An 18548-nucleotide genomic window follows, 5' to 3' on the forward strand; every position below is an offset into this window, starting at 1 on the left:
CCGCGCGAGACGTCATCGACAACCCACTTCCCATGCCTCACGACAGTCACCATTTCGCGGGCATTCTTACGTGAGGCACCGAAGGCGTTTCGCGGGCAGTTTCCATGAGTCAAGCCGAGGCCTGGCGGATTCCCAGTACCGGCGGTACCGTGTTCTGCATACGTCCGGACGTCAACCTCGTTTGGGGAGGATGCTATGGCTGGCACGAAGGCTGCTGTGAAGGCCAGGACGCGCATGGTTCAGCGTTGGCGCCGCAATATGGAGGTACGCGACGACGCTGAATATGTGGACATGCTTGCCACACTGTCCGAGGGGTCTGTGCGGCGAAACTTCAACCCGTACACCGATATCGATTGGGACTCGCCGGAGTTCGCTGTCACCGATAACGACCCCCGGTGGATCCTGCCGACGACCGACCCGCTGGGCCGGCACCCCTGGTATTTGGCCCAGTCGGACGAACGCAAGATCGAAATCGGCATGTGGCGTCAGGCCAACGTGGCCAAGGTTGGACTGCACTTTGAGTCCATCCTGATCCGCGGTCTGATGAACTACACGTTCTGGGTGCCTAACGGGTCGCCGGAATATCGGTACTGCTTGCACGAATCGGTCGAAGAGTGCAACCACACCATGATGTTCCAGGAGATGATCAACCGCATCGGCGCGGACGTTCCGGGAATGCCCCGCAAGCTGCGCTGGAGTTCGCCGCTGGTGCCACTGGTGGCCGGTCCGTTGCCGGTGGCGTTTTTCATCGGGGTGCTCGCCGGCGAGGAACCCATCGACCACACACAGAAAAATGTTCTGCGCGAGGGCAAGTCGCTGCACCCGATCATGGAGCGAGTAATGGTCATTCACGTGGCCGAGGAGGCGCGGCACATCTCCTTCGCCCACGAGTTCCTGCGTAAGCGATTGCCGCAGTTGACCCCGATGAAGCGGTTCCTGGTCTCGATCTACCTCCCGCTGACGATGTGGCGGCTGTGCCGAGCGATCTTGGTGCCGCCCAAGGAGTTCTGGGTGAAGTTCGACATCCCGCGGGAGGTCAAGAAGGAGCTGTTCTTCGGGTCGGCGGATTCTCGAAAGTGGTTGCGCGATATGTTCGCCGACGTCCGGATGCTGGCCTACGACACCGGGTTGATGAATCCGATCGCAAAGCTGGTGTGGCGGATGTGCAAGATCTACGGCAAGCCGTCGCGCTACCGCAGCGAGCCGCAGCGCCAACACCTGGCCGCCGCGCCGGCCGCTTAACCTACTGCGAGTTCCTTTATGCCGCATGTCATTACCCAGTCGTGCTGTAACGACGGGTCCTGTGTCTTCGCGTGTCCGGTGAACTGCATTCACCCGACGCCCGACGAGCCTGGCTTCGCGACAGCGGAGATGCTCTACATCGATCCGGTGGCTTGCGTGGACTGCGGCGCCTGTGTGGGCGCCTGCCCGGTCGGTGCGATCGCGCCCGACAATCGGCTGGACTCCAAACAGCTGCCGTTCGTCGAGGTCAACGCGTCGTTCTATCCGGAGCGGCCCGCGGACGTGAAGCTTCCGCCGACGTCGAAGCTGGCTCCGGTGATCCCGGCCGCCGAGGTGCGTGTCCGCCGCCAGCCGCTGACCGTGGCAATTGTCGGGTCCGGCCCGGCGGCGATGTATGCCGCCGATGAGCTGCTCACCCAGCATGGCGTGCGGGTCAATGTCTTCGAGAAACTACCTACCCCTTATGGTTTGGTGCGTGCCGGGGTGGCTCCCGATCACCAGAACACCAAGAGGGTCACCCGGCTCTTCGACCGGGTCAGCCGTCATCGCCACTTCCGGTTCTATCTCAACGTGCAGATCGGCAAGCACCTGAGCCACGCCGACCTGTTGGCTCACCATCACGCCGTGCTGTACGCGGTCGGTGCGCCGGACGATCGCCGGCTGGACATCGAGGGGATGGGTCTGCCGGGCACCGCAACCGCCACCGAGTTGGTCGCGTGGATCAACGGACATCCCGACTTTGCGGATCTGCCCATCGATCTCAGCCACGAACGCGTCGTGGTCGTCGGCAACGGCAACGTCGCCCTCGATGTGGCCCGCGTGCTCACCGCCGACCCCAACGACCTGGCCCGCACCGACATCTCCGACCGTGCACTGGAAGTGTTCCGCGGCTCAGCGGTCCGCGAGGTGGTGATCGCCGCCCGGCGCGGGCCCGCCCACTCGGCGTTCACGCTGCCCGAGCTGATCGGGCTGACCAGCGCGCGCGACGTCGTGCTCGACGCCGACGACCACAAGCTGGTGGAAAACGATCTCGCGATCGTGTCGGACGAATTGACCCGCAGCAAGCTGGAGATCTTGAGCAAGCTCGGCGGCGCTTCGGCGCCCGCTCCCAGAATCCGGTTGGCATATCAGCTCACGCCAAAGAGCGTCCTGGGGCAGCAGTGCGTCACCGGCGTGGAGTTCTCGGTCACCGGCACCGAGGAGGTGCGCCGGCTCGACGCGGGCCTGGTGCTCACGTCGATTGGCTACCGCGGCAAGCCGATTCGCGATCTCCCTTTCGACGAGGCGGCGGCCGTAGTCACCAACGAGGGCGGCCGCGTCGTCGCCCCGCGTTCCGGCGCGCCGGTGGCCGGCGCGTACGTCGCGGGGTGGATCAAGCGCGGACCGACCGGCTTCATCGGCACCAACAAGTCGTGTTCTTTGCAGACCGTTCAGGCCCTGGTCGCCGACTTCAACGCCGGCAAGCTGACCGACCCGGTGGACAAACCGACGGCGCTGACCAAGCTGGTGCACGCTCGGCAGCCTGACGCCGTCGACTCGGCGGGGTGGCGTGCCATCGACGCAGCAGAGATTGCGCGCGGCGCCGACGAGGGCCGGCCGCGCAACAAGTTCACCGACGTGACCGACATGCTGGCGGCCGCGGCCACCGCCCCGACGCCGCCTCTGCGACGCCGGCTGCGTGACCGCCTAGCCAGCGGCTGACATCGCCGCCTGGATCTCTTCCATGCTGACCTCGCGCACCGGCTGTCCCATCGACCAGTGGTGGCCGAACGGGTCGGCGACCATGCCGTAGCGGTCTCCCCAGAACTGGTCTGTCAGCTCGGCCACTACGGTGGCGCCCGCGTCGATCGCCCGCTGGAACTTGGTGTCGACGTCGTCGACGGTCAGATGGATGGTGACCGGAGTTCCGCCCAGCGACGTCGGCGTCATCGACTTGCCGCCACACGTCTCCGGGAAATCGTCGTTGAGCATCACGCTGGAGCCGTTGATGCGCAGCGCAGCGTGGACCAGCTTGCCGTCGGGGCGGGGAACACGGCCCAGTTCGACGGCGTCAAAAGCCTTGACGTAGAAGTCGATCGCCGCAGCGGCATTGTCGACGACGAGGTGCGGGGACAGTGCGGGTTCGACGTTGATCGCCATAAGGGTCTCCTTGTTGTCGGCCTCCCGGGACAGCCTTGACCCGGGCTCACGGGTATTGACCGCGCGCACGACGAAAAGTCATCGCGCGGGTCCATACGGGTCCATCTAAACGCGGCCCGCCGACAAACGGATGGGTCTCAGGCGTTGGTGAGAACCCGGTCCCAGCCTTCGACCGATTCGGGGCTGCGCGGACTCGGCCCGACATAGATGGCCGACGGGCGCACCAGCTTGCCGAGTCGCTTCTGCTCGAGAATGTGAGCGCACCACCCCGCGGTGCGTCCGCAGGTGAACATGGCCGGCATCATGTTGGCCGGCACCCGGGCGAAGTCCAGGATTACCGCGGCCCAAAACTCGACGTTGGTCTCGATGGCTCGATCCGGACGGCGTTCCCGCAGTTCTGACAGGGCGGCTTGCTCGACGGCGACCGCGACCTCGTAGCGCGGTGCGCCCAGTCGCTGGGCGGCGGCCCGGAGCACGCGCGCCCGCGGGTCCTCCGCACGATAGACCCGGTGGCCGAATCCCATCAGCTTCTCGTGGCGGTCCAGGATCCCCTTGACCAGGCCGCGGGCGTCGCCGGTGCGCTCGACCTCTTCGAGCATCGGCAACACCCGGGCCGGCGCGCCGCCGTGCAGCGGCCCGCTCATGGCCCCGATCGCCCCGGACAGCGCCGCCGCTACGTCCGCGCCCGTCGAGGCGATCACCCGTGCGGTGAACGTCGAGGCGTTCATGCCGTGCTCGGCGGCCGACACCCAGTAGGCATCGATGGCCTCGACGTGCTTGGGGTCCGGCTCGCCCTGCCAGCGGGTCATGAATCGTGCTGTCACCGTTGAGCATTCGTCGATCACGCGCTGCGGGACCGCTGGCTGGTAGATGCCGCGTGCGGACTGCGCGACGTAGGACAGTGCCATCACCGACGCCCGGGCCAGCTGATCGCGGGCGGTGGCCTCGTCGGTGTCCAGCAGCGGCTTGTATCCCCAGATGGGCGCCAGCATCGCCAAGCCCGCCTGCACATCGACGCGCACATCACCGGTGTGGATCGGCAGCGGGAACGGCTCGGCCGGCGGCAGCCCGTGGCCGAATCTGCCGTCGACCAGCAGTGCCCACACGTCGCCAAAAGTGATCTGCTGACTCACCAGATCCTCGATGTCAACGCCGCGGTAGCGCAGCGCGCCGCCATCTTTGTCCGGTTCGGCGATTTCGGTGGTGAAGGCCACCACGCCCTCCAGGCCGGCGACGAAATTTTCCGGGACCACAGTCATGGGAAAATTCTCGCACCCCACCCTCGGGCCGACGCTACCGGCCGGTAGCAACGCTGGGTAGCTCCCAGGTAGCGTCGGCGCAATGGCGGTATCAGACAACGACCACCCGGCAGAGCACCTCGCGGGGATGCGGGTGGAGTATGGATCCATCGAGAAGGACCGCAGCCCCGATCTCGACGCGGATTGGCTCGACGGCGGTTGGCTTGCGTTGTTTCGCAGGTGGATTGACGACGCCGAACGGGCCGGTGTGTCGGAGCCCAACGCGTTCGTGCTGGCGACCGTCGCCGCGGGCAGGCCGGTGAGCCGATCGGTGTTGTGCAAGAGCGTCGATGGGACCGGGATCACTTTCTTCACCAACTACGACTCGGCCAAAGGGGATGAGCTGGCGGCGACGCCGTACGCCTCGGCGACTTTCCCCTGGTTTCAGCTGGGGCGGCAGGTCCACATCCGCGGCCCGGTGAGCAAGGTCGATCCCCAGGCCACCGAGGACTACTGGTCCAAGCGGCCGCGCGGCTCACAGCTGGGTGCGTGGGCGTCGCACCAGTCGCAGCCGATCGCGTCGCGTGCGGCGTTGCTTGAGCAGCTGGGGGAGGTGACGGCGCGCTTTGCCGACTCGGAGAGCGTCCCGGTGCCGCCGAACTGGGGCGGCTACCTCATCGCGCCCGAGGTGGTGGAGTTCTGGCAGGGCCGGGAAAACCGGGTGCACAACCGGATACGGGTCGTCGGCGGACAGGTGGAGCGTCTGCAGCCTTAATCCGCGCTAGCAGCCCAAGGTCATGCATTTTCGGCGATCCATTTGGCGGTGAAGCGCTGCATCTCAGGGATGCTCTCCGCCAAACCGTCTCCGATGGTCTTTTCGAATTTGCCGCCCAACAACGGGATTTTGACCTGCACTTTCACGGCGCAGCGCAGTTGCGAGCCTTGCGAGCCATTGCCCACGGGTTCCAGCCACGCTTCGGCACCGCCCGATCCCAAGCCGGGCGAAGCCGAGATTGTGACCTGCCCGCGAACCTGGCCATCGCCGACCGGTCGCCACGTCTCAACGTGGAACATTTTCAGCTCGGTGGGAATGAGTTTGGCTACTGGCCCGGGCAGTAGCTGACGACCCACGCGCTGGGTGACGTGCACCTTCACCGTGCCGTCGGCGTCGACGGTCAGAGAATCCAGCGTGGTGATGGCGGCGCCGGGCTCGATGCGCGCCAGCCAGTAGTCTTCGCGGCCGAATGCCGCGTGAATCTGCTCAACGCTGGCGGGCGATTCGGTCACGACGTCGAATGAACTCGGCATAATGATCCATTCTTGCAAAGCGAACTAAGAGTCAGCCGTGAGCGCTCGCCCTCGTGGCCCCTGCGGGTGCAGTACTTCGAAACGGGCAAGGGCGGTGTCGATGTCTGCATCATCGAATACCTCGCAGCAGCCGTCGACTCGGTCGCCTTCGACAATCGGAGCCGTCGTCGCCCTTACGGCGTATGGGACCGATGCACCGCCTCGATCTGGATGCTGAGGTCCCAAAGCCCCCAGTTCCACCGATGGAACAGTACTCATGTCAGCCATCGTCGGTGGTGCAATTCAATACACGGTCAAGATCTAGTAAAGCCGCCGCACCTGCAATGCATGGGCGCCCGGAACTCGCGTCGCGCCCTCGCTGAAGTCGCTCCGGACCCGACCCCGGGCAGGCGCGCCGTCGCGATAACGACTACCTTCAGCAGTACGCACTTCGTGCGGGCAGCCATATCAGCCAGAGCGCAAAGGGGTTCTCGTGGCCGACACCGACGACACCGCCAAACTCGGGTACCCGGGGGGCGAGATTGACCTGCAGATCGTGCGCGCGACCGACGGAAACGACGGCATTGCGCTCGGCTCGCTTTTGGCCAAGACCGGCCTCACCACGTTCGACAACGGCTTCGTCAACACCGCCGCGTGCAAGAGCTCCATCACCTACATCAACGGCGACGCCGGCATCCTGCGTTACCGCGGCATTCCGATCGACCAGCTCGCCGAGAAGTCGACGTTCATCGAGGTCAGCTACCTGTTGATCTACGGCGAGCTGCCCAGCACCGAGCAGCTGGCTGACTTCACCCGCCGGATCCAGCTGCACACGATGCTGCACGAGGACCTCAAGCGGTTCTTCGACGGTTTCCCGCGCAACGCCCACCCGATGCCGGTGCTGTCCAGCACGGTCAACGCGCTCTCGGCGTACTACCCGGATTCGCTGGACCCCGCCGACAGCGAACAGGTCGAGCTGTCGACGATTCGTCTGCTGGCCAAGCTGCCCACCATCGCTGCCTATGCCTACAAGAAGTCGATCGGTCAGCCGTTCCTCTACCCGGACAACTCGCTGTCGCTGGTGGAGAACTTCCTGCGGATGACGTTCGGGCTGCCCGCCGAGCCCTACGAGGCCGACCCCGAGGTGGTGCGGGCGCTGGACATGCTGCTGATCTTGCACGCTGACCACGAGCAGAACTGCTCGACGTCGACCGTGCGGTTGGTGGGGTCGTCACAAGCCAACCTGTTCACCTCGATCTCGGGCGGCATCAACGCGCTATGGGGCCCGCTGCACGGCGGGGCCAACCAGGCGGTGCTCGAGATGCTCGAGCAGATTCGGGAGAGCGACGACGATGTCAGCGAATTCGTCCGGAAAGTGAAGAACCGCGAGGCCGGCGTCAAGTTGATGGGATTCGGCCACCGCGTCTACAAGAACTACGACCCGCGCGCCCGCATCGTCAAGGAACAAGCCGACAAGATCCTGGCCAAGCTCGGCGGCGACGACGATCTGCTGGATATCGCCAAGGAACTCGAAGAGGCGGCGCTGACCGACGACTACTTCATCGAGCGCAAGCTCTACCCCAACGTCGACTTCTACACGGGCCTGATCTACCGGGCCCTCGGGTTCCCGACCCGGATGTTCACCGTGCTGTTCGCGTTGGGCCGGCTGCCCGGTTGGATCGCGCACTGGCGTGAGATGCACGACAACAGCGACAGCAAGATCGGCCGTCCGCGCCAGATCTACACCGGCTACACGGAGCGGGACTACGTCACCATAGACGCGCGGTAGGAAGCCAGCACCGCCAGCGCGGCGTTGTGGCCGCCGATTCCCGACACCGCCCCGCCGCGGCGGGCGCCCGAGCCGCACAGCATGATTCGCTCGTGACCGGTAGCCACTCCCCATCGGCGCGCAGGGGTGTCCAGCGGGTCGTCGTCGTCGGCGAACGGCCACGACAGTGCGCCGTGGAAGATGTTGCCTTCGGTCATCTGCAGTCTGCGCTGCAAGTCGGCGGTGGTCGTTGTCTCGATGCACGGCCGACCGTGCGCGTCGGTGAGCAGCACATCCTGAATCGGTTCGGCCAGAACGGAATTCAGCGACCTCAGCACAGACTCGGTGAGGCGTTGGGTGTCTGATTCGGTGATCAGCGAGTGCGGTGTGTGCAGGCCGAACACCGTCATCGTGTGCGCGCCGGAGTCGCGCAGCGCAGCCGACAGGATGCTCGGGTCGGTCAGCGAATGGCAGTAGGCCTCGCAGGGCAACGGATTCGGTAACTGTCCCGCGGCCGCCTGTGAGTACGCCGTATCCAGTTGGGTCCACGTCTCGTTGATGTGGAACGTCCCGGCGAATGCCTGTTCGGCGGTGACGCTGTTGTCGTGCAAGCGAGGCAGTCGGCGCAGCACCATGTTGACCTTGACCTGCGAGCCCTGCGCGAATGCCGGGGGCCGTTCGCCCAACAGGCCGGCCAAGACCGCGGGCGTGACGCCGGCCAGAACGAACCGGCCCCGGATGCGGTGCTCGTCGTCGCCGCTGCGGTAGTGCACTTCGCCGTCCGGGTTCACGGCGTAAACGTCTGCACCTGTGGTTATTTCGGCGCCGTGGCCCACAGCGGCGGCGGCTAGGGCCGCGGTCACCGAGCCCATCCCGCCCACGGGCACGTTCCAGTCCCCGCCGAGCACGTGATACAGGAAGCAGATGTTCTGCCGCAGGGACGGATCGTCGAGGCGAGCGAAGGTGCCGATCAGCGCGTCGGTGGCGATCACACCGCGGACCAGGTCGTTGCGCACCGCGTCGGCGATGGCGCGCCCGATCGGCTCATCGGTAATTGCGTGCCACGCTGCCGCCGCGTCGGGACCTATCAGAACGCGCCGCCGGGCCTGCTCGCGGGTGAGCAGCGGTTCGAGCAGCGTGGGCCAGAGTCTGTCGGTCACCAGTCGGCAGCGCCGGTAGAACTCGGCGAATCCGCGCTCATCGCCGGCCGCGCCGACCGCGGCTAACGCGGGTGCGGCGTGCGACCCGACGAGCAGTCCGGTGCGACCGGCTGTGGCCGGATCGGGGGTGTAGGACGAAAACGGGCGCTGGGCCAACCGCACCGCTGCGCCCAGGTCCTCGACGATGCGCGGCGGCAGCAAGCTGACCAGATATGAATACCGCGACACGCGGACGTCGACACCGTCGAAGGCCTGTGCCGACACCGCGGCCCCGCCGACGTGGCCCAGCCGCTCCAGCAACCGGACCCGCAGACCCGCGCGGGCCAGGTAGCCGGCCGCGACCAGGCCGTTGTGCCCGCCGCCAACGATGACGACATCGACGGCATCGAAATCCCGCGCGTCAGAAGCACGCGAGCCGGCCATTTTCAGCCCAGGTAGCCCTCGACCTGGTCACCCGGCCGCACCGCCGCCTCGCGCGGGTCGCCGCCGGTGTCACGCAATGCCCGACGCTGCCGCAACAGGTCCCAGCACTGGTCGAGTTCGGTCTCGACGCGGCGCAGGCGGTCATGTTCCTCCGACTCGGTGATGTCGCGGTGCTGCAGCTGCGCCCGCAGGTCTTTCTCCTCGGCGACCAAGTCGCGGATGCGTGCCAGGGTGTCGCTGTCGGTCGGTTTGCTCATTGCTCTAGTGTGCCCGAGTTGAGCCGTACCGCGCTGGCGACTCGGTAGGCTGCATATCGCCGCAGCACCGGAGGGAGCGAATGGTGGGTTTCGGGTCATGGCGAGCGCCGCGTGTGCGGTCGCGTGGCCTTGCCTGGCTAATTGGCTTGGTGGTTATACCGTTGCTGATAGCGGCAATCGGCTATGGAGCCTACGACCACCCCCGGTCTGGTGCCGGGCCAGGCGGCGCGGCGCCCTCGGCCACGCCGTCGAACAAGCCTGGTGCGCCGAAGTTATCCCTGGCGCCGCTTTCAATTAGCCGCAATGGCAAGAACATAACGCTCAGCGGCGATTTTCCCGATGACTCCGCCAAAGCGGCGCTGATGAAATCGCTCAAAGGCGCACTGGGCCCGGGAGTCAACGTCATTGACCAAATCAAGATCGACCCGAGTGTCGACGCGCTCGATTTCTCAAACGCAGGGCCGATTTTCACCGACAGCGCGTCGATCACCGATTTCAACCTCACGGTCAACGTGGACACCGTCACCTTGGCCGGAACCGCCGCATCGACGGACCAGAAGAACACGATCGACCAGGCCGCCACGCACACCTGGTCGAACCTGAATGTCGTTGATCACCTTGTGGTTAACGGGCCGGTTCCGCCACCCGGCCCCCCGGCCCCTGGCCCGTGCGACAACCTGCAAGCGGCCATCGATGCCGTGACGGGCGGGCCCGTTACCTTTGCGGCCGACGGGTTCAGCCTGACCCGGGCCGACGACCAGATTCTGAGCCAGGTCGCAGACAAGCTCAAGGCGTGCCCGAACGCGCACACCACGATCAACGGCTACACCGACAATACGGGCACCGAAGGCATCAACATTCCGTTGAGTTCCCAGCGGGGCAACACGGTCGCCGATTTCCTCGTTGCCCATGGCGTTGCCCGCGATCACCTCGTGGTCCGTGGCCTAGGTTCGATCAACCCGGTCGCCAGTAACGACACGCCCGATGGTCGCGCCAAGAATCGCCGCGTCGAAATCGTGGTCAGCTAAGGAGAATTCGGCATGGACTTCGTGATCCAGTGGTTGTGGTACCTGCTGGCATTTATGGTGGGGTCCGCGGTTGCCTGGGCGATCGCGAGGGTCGCGCGGTGATGCAGCACGTGCACTGGTGGCTGTTCGCGTTGTCCTTTTTCCTCGGGTTGGGGCTGACGTTCACGCTGCTGAAGACGGGCAGGCCGGCGGTGGAGTCCGAGTCGCCGACGACGAAGATCCGCGTCGCCGAGGAACCGCCGACGACGAAGATCCGTGTCCCGAAAGAGGCGCCGACGACGAAGATCCGTGTCGCGAAGGAACCGCCGACCACGAAGATTCCGGTCGCGAAAGAGACGCCGACTCAGAAGATTCCCGTCACGAAAGAGGCGCCGACCACGAAGATCCCCGTGGTGAAAGAGACGCCGACGACGAAGATCCCAACGGTGCCATTTGCGCCGTACGGCCCGGGCTCGGCGCGCGCGGGCGCCGAAGGCGCCGGACCGGCGGGATGGCTTGTCAAGGGCCGCTCGGACACCAGGCTCTACTACACCCCCGACGACGCGACGTACGAGCGGACCGTGGCGCAGGTCTGGTTCAAGGACGAGGAATCCGCGATACGGGCCTATTTCACGCCGTGGCGCAAGAGCTCGAGGAAGTAGGGGCGGTTAGCTCGGGGCGGGAAGGTCCAGCAGTAGCCGCGCGCCGCCCAATGGGCTGTTTTCCAGCGAGGCCGTCCCGCCGTGCAGGTGGGCTTGCTGGGCCACCAACGCCAGTCCCAGACCCGACCCCGAATGCGAGGCCGTCGATCCGCGGGAGAATCGCTCGAACACCACGTGGCGCTCGTCTTCGGGCACTCCGCTGCCGTTGTCGTCCACCGCGATTTCCACCCCGTCGCGCGAGCTGACCGCCGACAGCTGGACCCGCGTCGCGCCGCCGTGTTTGACGGCGTTGGCGATCGCGTTGTCGACGGCGAGGCGCAATCCGGCCGGCAACCCGACGATGATGCAGGTTGGCGACGGCACCAGCGAGACATCGAGGTCGGGGTAGATCCGCATGGCGTCGTGGGCGGCGCGGTCGAGCAGCTCGGTGATGTCGACCGGTACGTGGTCGTCGGACGTCGACAGTTCGCCCTGGGCCAGCCGTTCCAGCGCGCTGAGCGTGGCCTCGATCCGCGACTGGGTGCGGATCACGTCGTGGAGCACTTCCTTGCGCTGGTCCTCGGGCATGTCCAGGGTGGCGAGCACCTCGAGGTTGGTGCGCATTGCCGTCAGCGGAGTGCGCAGCTCATGGGAGGACACCGCCGCGAAGTCGCGGGCGGAGGCCAGCGCCTCCATGGTCCGGTTCTGCGCATCCCAGATGCGCTGCAGCATGCCCCGCATCGCCTCGGCGATCTCGACGGCTTCGCTGGCGCCGTGCACCTCGACGCGCGGTGCCTCGTCCCCGGCCTCGATTGATCGGGTCTGCTGGGCGAGCTGTTTGAACGGGCGCACCGCGAAGGCGGCCAGCAGCCAAGCGAACACTGCCGCCGCGCCGATGGCGAATCCGCAGATCAGCAGCACGCGGCGGTGCAGGTTGTTGGTTTCGGCGATGGTGGCGTCATACGTCGCGCCCACGGCCATCGACGTCGGCTCCGGACCCGGGATCTCCACCGTGCGCACCCGGTAGCGCACCCCGCGGACATAGGTGTCGGCGTAGTCGGCTTGCAGCCTGGGCAGCGTGACATCGGAATTTGACTTGACCAGGCCGCCGCGCCGGACCGTGATGAGGGCGTCCTGGTCGTTGGGCGAGCGGGGAATTTCGTCGAGGCCGCGCGGCACGAACGGGATCGCGAAACCGGCGGCCTCGTCGAGCCGGCGGTCCAGCCGCTCCTTGCGGTCGTTGGTGATCCCTACCCAGACCACTGTGCCGACGATGAGCACCGGGATCGCCGCGCCGATGGCCGTCGCCACCACCACCCGGGTCCGCAGCGAGGGCGTACGGGCGAAGATCCGCGACAGGATGTTCATTGCATACGCAGCACGAACCCTACGCCGCGGACGGTGTGCAGCAGCCTGGGACCGCCGTTGGCCTCCAGCTTGCGGCGCAGGTAGCCGATGAACACGTCGACGACGTTGGTGTCGGCGGCGAAGTCGTAGCCCCAGACCAGCTCGAGCAGTTGCGCGCGGGACAGCACCGCGGTCTTGTGCTCGGCAAGGACCGCCAGCAAGTCGAATTCCCGCTTGGTCAGGTCGACGTCGACGCCGTTGACCCGGGCCCGACGACCGGGGATGTCGACTTCCAGCGGGCCGACCGTGATGGTCTCCGAGGAGGACGTCGCTGTGGAGCCGCGGCGGCGCAGCAGCGCCTTGACCCGCGCGACCAGTTCGGCGAGCACGAAGGGTTTGACCAGGTAGTCGTCGGCACCGGCCTCCAGGCCCGCCACGCGGTCGTCGACCGAGCTGCGCGCGCTGAGCACGCAGACCGGGACGTCGTTGTCCATGGCTCTCAGTGCCGTGACCACGCTGACGCCGTCCAGCACGGGCATGTTGATGTCGAGCACGATCGCGTCCGGCCGGGTCTCGGTGGCGCTGCGCAAAGCCTCGGCGCCGTCGACGGCGGTCGACACCTCGAATCCGGAAAGCCGCAGGCCGCGTTCCAGCGAGGCGAGCACGTCGGCGTCATCGTCGACGACCAACACGCGAGGTGAGGCGGAACCAGTGTCCATGCCGCCCATTTTGCCGGATGTTTGCCTGTGGGGGTGGGAGGTCACCCGCCGGGTCGCAGCCGGTTAGGTCACCGGTAGACCAGGCCGCTCAACTGGAACGCCAACTGGCGTCGCACGGCGGGAACCCGAGCGGCCAGCCGCATCGCCGAGTTGCGGATCGGACGCAACGGGCGCGGCAGCGTGGCGATGCGGGTCAGGCGCCCGGTCAGCTTCAGCACCTGCTGGGCGCGTTCCCGTTGGGACGACCCGTAGGCGTCCAACGCGGTCTCGGGGCCGCCGTGCAAGACGTCGGAGAGCGCTTCGGCCAATGCGATGGCGTCGGAGATGCCGAGGTTCATGCCCTGGCCGCCGGCGGGGCTGTGCACATGGGCGGCGTCGCCGGCCAGCAGTAGTCGACCGGCCCGGTAACGCTCGGCGACGCGGTGGTGGATGTGGAACCGCGTACCCCACAGCAGCTCGGTGACCTTCGTCTGTCCCGGCCCGAAGGCCCGGGTGTCCAGCAGCGACTGCACGAATCCCGCGGACGGCTCCGACGGTGCGTCCGGCGTCGGCGCGACGATGCGGAAGATGTCGTCGGGCAGCGGCGCGAGCACATTGAAGCCATTGTCGGCGTAGAACAGGATCACCTGGTCGCGTGGCGCCTCGCCGGACACCCGAACGTCGGCGAGCGCGAAGGATTCGGCGAATTCGCCTCCGGCGAAACCGATTCCGGCCTGTTCGCGAACCGTGCTGTGCATGCCGTCGGCGCCGACGGCATAGCTGGCCCTGATGGTTTCGCCGTCGTCGAAGGTGGCCGTGACGCCGGTCGCGTCCTGGGTGATGCGGCTCAGGGTCTTGGGCCTTTGGACGTCACCGCCCAGTTCGTGCAGTCGCTCCAGCAGCAGCCGCTCGGTGTCGGCCTGCGAGAGCATCAGCGTGTACGGATGCTCGGTCGGCAACTGGCTGAAGTCGACGGGCATCAGGATGCGTGGTCCTTGCCGCATGGTGAATCGCTGTGCAATGAGCCCGGCCTTCACCATTCGCCGGGCTACGTCGAGGTCCTCGAGCACCTCCAGGGTGCGGGCGTTCACGGCGGCCGCGCGGGAGGTGTTCTGGCCCTCAGGCAGCTTGTCGACCACGACCGCCCGATTTCCCTGGGCGATCAGGGAAGCAGCCAGCGTGAGGCCGGTGGGGCCGGCGCCTACCACCAGGACGTCGGTGTCGTTCATGGTGCGTTCCTCTCTGTGCTGGGGTTAGTCAACGCTTGTTGGCATAAGTCCATGCTGGCGCGCCTATGAGGTGATGTCAACAGCTGTTGGCCTACACTTGTTGACATGAGGAGATCGTCGGATGAAACCAAGGCCGTCATCCTGGCCGCGGCCCGCGAGCGGTTCGGCGCATCCGGTTTCCAGGCTGCCACGATCCGGGCGATCGCCGCGGACGCCAGGGTGGACCCAGCGATGGTGATGCGCTACTACGGCAGCAAGGACAAGCTGTTCGCCGCTGCGGCCGAGTTCGATCTGAACTTTCCCGATTTCGCGGGGACCGACCCGACGCAGGTCGGGCGGTCACTGGTGCGGCATTTCCTCGAACGCTGGGAGGACGAGGGACTTGTGATCCTGTTGCGGTCCAGCGCCACCAACGCCGAGGCGGCACAACGGATGCAGGAGATCTTCGGGACCCAGTTGCAGCCGTTGGTCGCCTCTTTCGTGCCGGCTACGGAGGCCGGCGTGCGGGCCGGGCTGATCGCCACGCAGGTCCTTGGTATGGCGTTGTGCCGCTTCGTGTTACGGCTGCCGCCCGTCGTCGAGATGAGCCGCGATGAGGTCGTCGAGTGGCTGGGCCCGACGATCCAGCGCTACCTGGCGGGGCGAGCAGTCGCAAAAGCCCCCTAAATCGGCCTCGATTAGGGGCTGTTGCGTCTGCTCGCGGTGGGCAAGCCGATGCTGCGGTAGCGCTGCAACCGCGCGGCGATGCGTTCGTCAGCGGGGATCGCACGCAGGGCGTGGACCTCGGCGGCGATGGCGGCCGACAGGCGTTGCGAGAATTCGGCCGGCTCGTCGGCAGCGTCGGGATGCTCGGGCACGATGGCATCGACAATCCCGGATCTCAACAGGTCGGCCGACCGAATGCCTTGGGCCGCAGCCAGTTCGGCGGCATGATCGGTGTCGCGGAAGACGATCGCGCTGGCGCCCTCCGGCGGAAGCGGCGCCAGCCACCCGTGTAACGCGGCCAGCACCCGGTCGGCGGGCACCATCGCCAGCGCCGGCCCGCCGCTGCCCTGGCCCAGCAGCACCGACACCGTCGGGGTATCCAGCGTGACCAGCTCAGCCAGGCACTGGGCGATCTGGCCGGCCAACCCGCCCTGTTCGGCTTCCGCCGACAATGCCGGACCGGCGGTGTCGATCACCAGCACCAGCGGCAAGCGCAGCTCGGCGGCCAGCGCCATGCCGCGTCGTGCCTCGCGCAGCGACGCGGGACCCACCCGGGTCTCTTCCAACCCGCCGGCACCTCGCTGCTGGCCGAGGACCACCGCCGGCTGGCCGGTAAATCGTGCCAGCGCCAGCAGCGTGGTCGCGGCCTCGCCCTGCCCGGTACCGGACAACAGCACCTGGTCGGTGGCGCCGTGCCGCAACAGCAGCCCGACACCCGGCCGGTCAGCCCGTCGCGACGCCAGCACTGAGTCCCAGGCCGGCACATCGGGCACCGGTTCGGGCGCCTGCGGCGCTGGTGGCGGCTCGGGAACGTCGGCGATCACCGTCAGCGCACGGTCCAGCGTCTGTCGCAGCTTCTCGAGCGGGACGACGGCGTCGATCACCCCGTGTCGCTGCAGATTCTCCGCGGTCTGGACGCCGGCCGGGAATGGTTCGCCGTAGAGCAGCTCATAGACCCGCGGTCCGAGAAAGCCGATCAGCGCACCCGGCTCGGCGAAGGTGACATGGCCCAGCGAGCCCCACGACGCGAAAACCCCGCCGGTGGTGGGGTTGCGCAAGTACACCAGGTAGGGCAAGTGCGCCTGTTTGTGCAGTCGCACGGCCGCGGCGATCTTCACCATCTGCAGAAACGCCACTGTGCCCTCTTGCATGCGGGTGCCGCCCGAGCTCGGCGACGCCAGCAGCGGCAGCCGCTCGGCCGTGGCGCGCTGCACTGCGGCGGTGATCCGTTCGGCGGCCGCCAACCCGATCGACCCGGCGAGGAAGTCGAACTCACAGACCAGCACCGCCACCCGGCGTCCGCATACGCGTCCCTCGCCGGTCAGCACAGATTCGTCTCGGCCGGTGGCGCGCTGGGCTTCGGCCAACTCGCGTGCGTAGGACTCGCTCATCGGCACCGCGAGCGGGTCGGTGTCCCAGCTGACGAAAGAGCCCTCGTCGAGCACCGCATCCCGCAGTTGATCAGTCGTGATACGACTCACCCTTCGAGGTTATTGGAGGATCTATATCCTGGCTCCCATGATCGGTGTCACCCGGGCCGAAGCAGTCATGACGATCGAGCTGCAGCGCCCCGAACGGCGCAACGCCCTGAATTCTCAGCTTGTCGACGAACTGCGGGAGGCTTTCCAGAAAGCCAGCACGGAGGACGTCCGCGTCATCGTGCTGGCCGGCCAGGGCACGGTGTTCTGCGCCGGGGCGGACCTGAGCGGAGACGCGTTCGCCGCCGACTATCCCGACCGGCTCATCGAGCTACACAAGGTCATGGACGCGGCTTTGATACCGGTGATCGGATTTATCAACGGCCCGGCCATCGGCGCTGGTTTGCAGTTGGCGATGCGATGCGATCTGCGGGTCGTCGCACCGGAGGCGTTCTTTCAGTTTCCGACTTCGAAATACGGTCTGGCCCTTGATAACTGGAGCATCCGACGACTGTCATCACTGGTCGGCCATGGGCGCGCCCGCGCGATGCTGCTGACCGCGGAGAAGCTGACCGCCGAGACGGCACTGCATACCGGGATGGCCAACCGGATCGGGACCCTGGCCGACGCACAGGCCTGGGCCGCCGAGATCGCCGGACTGGCGCCGCTGGCGATACAGCACGCCAAGCGGGTACTCAACGACGACGGCTCCATGGAGGAGCAGTGGCCGGAGCACAAGGAACTCTTCGACAAGGCCTGGGGCAGCCAGGATGTCATCGAGGCGCAGGTCGCCCGGGTGGAGAAGCGGCCGCCGAGGTTCCGGGGGGCTTAGGGGGTCATGCTGCGCTCAGCGCTGCGAGTTGCCACGGGCACGGCCTCGGTGGCCGTCGGTGGGTGGCTGCTGCGGGCGCTGCACGGTTCGGTAGCCGCGATCGGTGGTGATCCCGCGTCGATCCGCGCTGTCGCGGAGGGGTCTCCGAACTACCACGACGGCGTCTTCGAAAACCTCGACCCGGCCACGGTGTACCTCATGGATCGCGAGGAATGGCGGCTCATCATCTGGGAGTTGCTCGGTCCCCGCAGTGGAAGCCGCCCCAAAAAGCCGATCCCGTTGGCAGCGCCGGAGATCTATCGGGGTGACGCCAGCCGGCTTGCTGTCAGCTGGTTCGGTCATTCGACGGCATTGGTGGAAATCGACGGTTACCGGGTGCTTACCGATCCGGTGTGGAGTGACCGCTGCTCGCCGTCGGACATCGTCGGCCCGCAGCGACTGCACCCTCCGCCGGTACAGCTGGAAGGCCTGCCCGCCGTCGACGCGGTGATCATCAGCCATGACCACTACGACCATCTCGACATCGACACCGTGATGGCGCTGGCTCGCACCCAGCGGGCCCCGTTCTTCGTGCCGCTCGGCATCGGCGCCCACCTTCGGGCGTGGGGCATCCCCGAGCATCGCATCGTCGAACTCGACTGGAACCAGAGCGCACAGGTCGACAAGCTCACCGTGGTCTGTATGCCGGCGCGGCACTTCTCGGGACGCTTTTTCAGCCGCAACAACACGCTGTGGGCGTCGTGGGCGTTGATCGGCCCTTCGCATCGCGCCTATTTCGGCGGCGACACGGGCTACACCAAGAGCTTCGCGCAGATCGGCGCGGACCACGGACCGTTCGACGTGACGCTGCTGCCCATCGGCGCCTACAACACCGCGTGGCCGGACATTCACATGAACCCCGAGGAGGCGGTGCGGGCGCACCTGGACGTCACCGACTCCGGCTCAGGGCTTTTGGTCCCCATCCACTGGGGCACCTTCCGGCTGGCGCCGCACCCGTGGGCCGAGCCGGTGGAGCGGGTGCTTGCCGCGGCCGAGCCCGCCCAAGTCCAGGTGGCCGTGCCTTTGCCTGGTCAGCGGATCGATCCGGCCGGGCCGTTGCGGTTCAACCCGTGGTGGCGGCTCTAGGGCGAGCAGACGCAAAAGCCCCCGACACGCCG

Annotated in this window: 18 protein-coding genes and 1 pseudogene; 10 read left to right on the top strand and 9 right to left on the bottom strand. The window is 66.8% G+C overall.

All coding sequences use genetic code 11. The features are described 5' to 3' along the window. Positions 1-195: 195 nt before the first annotated feature. Both ACLP9N_RS18395 and ACLP9N_RS18400 read left to right on the top strand, forming a co-directional pair. Positions 196-1242 (top strand): AurF N-oxygenase family protein, encoded by a 1047-nt coding sequence (locus ACLP9N_RS18395; RefSeq protein WP_442408764.1) that lies wholly within the window; start codon positions 196-198, stop codon positions 1240-1242. Positions 1243-1260: 18 nt separating this feature from the next. Continuing rightward, positions 1261-2943 (top strand): FAD-dependent oxidoreductase, encoded by a 1683-nt coding sequence (locus tag ACLP9N_RS18400; protein WP_442408765.1) that lies wholly within the window; start codon positions 1261-1263, stop codon positions 2941-2943. Here the strand turns inward: ACLP9N_RS18400 and ACLP9N_RS18405 are convergent. Further along, positions 2929-3381 (bottom strand): VOC family protein, encoded by a 453-nt coding sequence (locus tag ACLP9N_RS18405; RefSeq protein WP_442408766.1) that lies wholly within the window; start codon positions 3379-3381, stop codon positions 2929-2931. The genes ACLP9N_RS18400 and ACLP9N_RS18405 overlap by 15 nt on opposite strands. Before the next feature lie 137 nt (positions 3382-3518). Beyond that, a complete protein-coding gene (locus ACLP9N_RS18410) occupies positions 3519-4640 on the bottom strand; it encodes a citrate synthase 2 (RefSeq protein ID WP_442408767.1) in 1122 nt (373 codons plus the stop codon). 127 nt (positions 4641-4767) lie between these two features. Here ACLP9N_RS18410 and pdxH point away from each other — a divergent pair, with 127 nt between their 5' ends. Next, positions 4768-5394: a pyridoxamine 5'-phosphate oxidase gene (gene pdxH, locus ACLP9N_RS18415; protein WP_442408780.1), complete on the top strand. Its 627-nt coding sequence runs from the start codon at positions 4768-4770 to the stop codon at positions 5392-5394. A gap of 20 nt (positions 5395-5414) precedes the next feature. Here pdxH and ACLP9N_RS18420 read toward each other — a convergent pair whose 3' ends face one another. Then, a complete protein-coding gene (locus ACLP9N_RS18420) occupies positions 5415-5927 on the bottom strand; it encodes a DUF2505 domain-containing protein (protein WP_442408768.1) in 513 nt (170 codons plus the stop codon). Positions 5928-6399: 472 nt separating this feature from the next. On the opposite strand from ACLP9N_RS18420, the gene ACLP9N_RS18425 reads away from it, so the two are divergent. After that, positions 6400-7695, top strand: coding sequence for a citrate synthase (locus tag ACLP9N_RS18425; protein WP_442408769.1), 1296 nt, complete (start codon positions 6400-6402; stop codon positions 7693-7695). Here the strand turns inward: ACLP9N_RS18425 and ACLP9N_RS18430 are convergent. Together ACLP9N_RS18430 and ACLP9N_RS18435 are read right to left on the bottom strand one after the other, a co-directional pair. Then, entirely contained in the window at positions 7671-9257 is a 1587-nt protein-coding gene (locus tag ACLP9N_RS18430) for a phytoene desaturase family protein (RefSeq protein ID WP_442408770.1), read from the bottom strand. The two genes, ACLP9N_RS18425 and ACLP9N_RS18430, sit on opposite strands and share 25 nt — an antisense overlap. A gap of 2 nt (positions 9258-9259) precedes the next feature. Beyond that, entirely contained in the window at positions 9260-9514 is a 255-nt protein-coding gene (locus tag ACLP9N_RS18435) for a DUF2630 family protein (protein WP_442408771.1), read from the bottom strand. Between the two features lie 80 nt (positions 9515-9594). On the opposite strand from ACLP9N_RS18435, the gene arfA reads away from it, so the two are divergent. From arfA to arfC, 3 genes and pseudogenes are all read left to right on the top strand, one after another. Beyond that, complete coding sequence (arfA, locus tag ACLP9N_RS18440; RefSeq protein WP_442408772.1) at positions 9595-10542, top strand: channel-forming protein ArfA/OmpATb; 948 nt, start codon at positions 9595-9597, stop codon at positions 10540-10542. Between the two features lie 12 nt (positions 10543-10554). Beyond that, positions 10555-10638: pseudogene (gene arfB, locus ACLP9N_RS18445) on the top strand (channel accessory protein ArfB); the annotation flags it as partial. 5 nt (positions 10639-10643) lie between these two features. Then, positions 10644-11183 carry a channel accessory protein ArfC, sunset domain variant gene (gene arfC, locus ACLP9N_RS18450; RefSeq protein ID WP_442408781.1) on the top strand — a complete coding sequence of 180 codons (540 nt, stop codon included), beginning with the start codon at positions 10644-10646 and terminating at the stop codon, positions 11181-11183. A 6-nt stretch (positions 11184-11189) separates the two neighbouring features. Here the strand turns inward: arfC and ACLP9N_RS18455 are convergent, their stop codons facing one another. The 3 genes from ACLP9N_RS18455 to ACLP9N_RS18465 are packed head-to-tail and all read right to left on the bottom strand — an operon-like array spanning position 11190 to position 14436. Further along, a complete protein-coding gene (locus ACLP9N_RS18455) occupies positions 11190-12530 on the bottom strand; it encodes a HAMP domain-containing sensor histidine kinase (RefSeq protein WP_442408773.1) in 1341 nt (446 codons plus the stop codon). Beyond that, positions 12527-13237, bottom strand: coding sequence for a two-component system response regulator PrrA (gene prrA, locus ACLP9N_RS18460; protein ID WP_442408774.1), 711 nt, complete (start codon positions 13235-13237; stop codon positions 12527-12529). Before prrA ends, ACLP9N_RS18455 begins: the two co-directional genes overlap by 4 nt. A 59-nt stretch (positions 13238-13296) precedes the next feature. Further along, on the bottom strand, positions 13297-14436 hold the full coding sequence (locus ACLP9N_RS18465) for an FAD-dependent monooxygenase (RefSeq protein ID WP_442408775.1): 1140 nt from the start codon (positions 14434-14436) through the stop codon (positions 13297-13299). A gap of 105 nt (positions 14437-14541) precedes the next feature. Between ACLP9N_RS18465 and ACLP9N_RS18470 the strand changes: the two genes are divergently transcribed. Continuing rightward, a complete protein-coding gene (locus tag ACLP9N_RS18470) occupies positions 14542-15102 on the top strand; it encodes a TetR/AcrR family transcriptional regulator (RefSeq protein ID WP_442408776.1) in 561 nt (186 codons plus the stop codon). 11 nt (positions 15103-15113) lie between these two features. On the opposite strand, the gene ACLP9N_RS18475 is transcribed toward ACLP9N_RS18470, so the two are convergent. Next, a complete protein-coding gene (locus tag ACLP9N_RS18475; protein WP_442408777.1) occupies positions 15114-16622 on the bottom strand; it encodes a carboxyl transferase domain-containing protein in 1509 nt (502 codons plus the stop codon). A 37-nt stretch (positions 16623-16659) separates the two neighbouring features. Here ACLP9N_RS18475 and ACLP9N_RS18480 point away from each other — a divergent pair, with 37 nt between their 5' ends. Both ACLP9N_RS18480 and ACLP9N_RS18485 read left to right on the top strand, forming a co-directional pair. Further along, positions 16660-17391 carry an enoyl-CoA hydratase gene (locus ACLP9N_RS18480; protein WP_442408778.1) on the top strand — a complete coding sequence of 244 codons (732 nt, stop codon included), beginning with the start codon at positions 16660-16662 and terminating at the stop codon, positions 17389-17391. Positions 17392-17397: 6 nt separating this feature from the next. Continuing rightward, on the top strand, positions 17398-18516 hold the full coding sequence (locus ACLP9N_RS18485) for an MBL fold metallo-hydrolase (protein ID WP_442408779.1): 1119 nt from the start codon (positions 17398-17400) through the stop codon (positions 18514-18516). The last annotated feature ends 32 nt before the right edge of the window (positions 18517-18548 follow it).

It is taken from the genome of Mycobacterium sp. (genome assembly GCF_052144515.1).
In the GTDB taxonomy this organism is placed as follows: Bacteria; Actinomycetota; Actinomycetes; order Mycobacteriales; family Mycobacteriaceae; genus Mycobacterium.

What these genes read in the sequence shown, in the direction of transcription:
- ACLP9N_RS18395 (WP_442408764.1), top strand. Translation starts at nt 196, where the DNA reads ATGGCTGGCACGAAGGCTGCTGTGAAGGCCAGGACGCGCATGGTTCAG.
- ACLP9N_RS18400 (WP_442408765.1), top strand. Translation starts at nt 1,261, where the DNA reads ATGCCGCATGTCATTACCCAGTCGTGCTGTAACGACGGGTCCTGTGTC.
- ACLP9N_RS18405 (WP_442408766.1), bottom strand. Translation starts at nt 3,381, where the DNA reads ATGGCGATCAACGTCGAACCCGCACTGTCCCCGCACCTCGTCGTCGAC.
- ACLP9N_RS18410 (WP_442408767.1), bottom strand. Translation starts at nt 4,640, where the DNA reads ATGACTGTGGTCCCGGAAAATTTCGTCGCCGGCCTGGAGGGCGTGGTG.
- pdxH (WP_442408780.1), top strand. Translation starts at nt 4,768, where the DNA reads ATGCGGGTGGAGTATGGATCCATCGAGAAGGACCGCAGCCCCGATCTC.
- ACLP9N_RS18420 (WP_442408768.1), bottom strand. Translation starts at nt 5,927, where the DNA reads ATGCCGAGTTCATTCGACGTCGTGACCGAATCGCCCGCCAGCGTTGAG.
- ACLP9N_RS18430 (WP_442408770.1), bottom strand. Translation starts at nt 9,257, where the DNA reads ATGGCCGGCTCGCGTGCTTCTGACGCGCGGGATTTCGATGCCGTCGAT.
- ACLP9N_RS18435 (WP_442408771.1), bottom strand. Translation starts at nt 9,514, where the DNA reads ATGAGCAAACCGACCGACAGCGACACCCTGGCACGCATCCGCGACTTG.
- arfA (WP_442408772.1), top strand. Translation starts at nt 9,595, where the DNA reads ATGGTGGGTTTCGGGTCATGGCGAGCGCCGCGTGTGCGGTCGCGTGGC.
- arfC (WP_442408781.1), top strand. Translation starts at nt 10,644, where the DNA reads ATGCAGCACGTGCACTGGTGGCTGTTCGCGTTGTCCTTTTTCCTCGGG.
- ACLP9N_RS18455 (WP_442408773.1), bottom strand. Translation starts at nt 12,530, where the DNA reads ATGAACATCCTGTCGCGGATCTTCGCCCGTACGCCCTCGCTGCGGACC.
- prrA (WP_442408774.1), bottom strand. Translation starts at nt 13,237, where the DNA reads ATGGGCGGCATGGACACTGGTTCCGCCTCACCTCGCGTGTTGGTCGTC.
- ACLP9N_RS18465 (WP_442408775.1), bottom strand. Translation starts at nt 14,436, where the DNA reads ATGAACGACACCGACGTCCTGGTGGTAGGCGCCGGCCCCACCGGCCTC.
- ACLP9N_RS18470 (WP_442408776.1), top strand. Translation starts at nt 14,542, where the DNA reads ATGAGGAGATCGTCGGATGAAACCAAGGCCGTCATCCTGGCCGCGGCC.
- ACLP9N_RS18480 (WP_442408778.1), top strand. Translation starts at nt 16,660, where the DNA reads ATGATCGGTGTCACCCGGGCCGAAGCAGTCATGACGATCGAGCTGCAG.
- ACLP9N_RS18485 (WP_442408779.1), top strand. Translation starts at nt 17,398, where the DNA reads ATGCTGCGCTCAGCGCTGCGAGTTGCCACGGGCACGGCCTCGGTGGCC.